This window comes from Desulfobulbus alkaliphilus, assembly GCF_016918545.1.
Classification (GTDB): Bacteria; Desulfobacterota; Desulfobulbia; order Desulfobulbales; family Desulfobulbaceae; genus Desulfobulbus; species Desulfobulbus alkaliphilus.
In genome coordinates this window covers 1-521 of the sequence record NZ_JAFFQC010000144.1, presented here as the reverse complement: position 1 = coordinate 521, position 521 = coordinate 1, and the positions used below count along the sequence as shown (strand labels likewise).

Sequence of the window (521 nt, the reverse complement as noted above, 5' to 3'; positions counted from 1 at the left end):
GCGACACTCTGGCAATCATTCCGAGGATCATGGTGCCCATGCAGCCAGCACTGAGCAGGTGACTGGCCAGCGACAAGCTGAGGGGCAGGCCAGCAGCCTGAGCCGTGAGGGCGAGCAGACCAAGGGGAATAAACAGGTAAGCCAGGTGCAGCGACCATAGCAGGGGGTGTGCCAGGGTGTCACCGGGTTGCCAGCGCAGTTGCCTGCACAGGTGCAAGCCAGCCGCCACTATATATAGAGGCATTGTATATAAAGAGTTGGCCCATGAGCCGGGCAGAAGTAGCCAGAGCAGCAGGATCAGCCCGACTTCTAGCGCGGCTATGCCGGTCCAGAGCAGAAAGCCCACCGACCCCAGCACCTCGATGGCCAGCAGCACGAAGCCGAGCCCCAGCCAGTGCCAGTGGGTCAGCCCCTCGAACAGGGCTGTCATGACTTGCCGACCTTGCCATCTTTGTTGAACAGCTCGGCCATGCCCGCCACCGAGCCAATCAGGCTGCCCGCCTCCAGCGGCATCATGATGA

Annotated in this window: 1 protein-coding gene and 1 pseudogene; both read right to left on the bottom strand. The window is 61.8% G+C overall.

Features of this window, described 5'->3' with window-relative positions:
- The coding region (locus JWG43_RS17810) for an NnrS family protein (RefSeq protein WP_205244291.1) at nt 1-430 on the bottom strand (430 nt) is incomplete at its 3' end.
- A pseudogene (locus JWG43_RS20410) lies at nt 427-521 on the bottom strand (SPFH domain-containing protein); the annotation flags it as partial. The gene JWG43_RS17810 and the pseudogene JWG43_RS20410, both read right to left, overlap by 4 nt.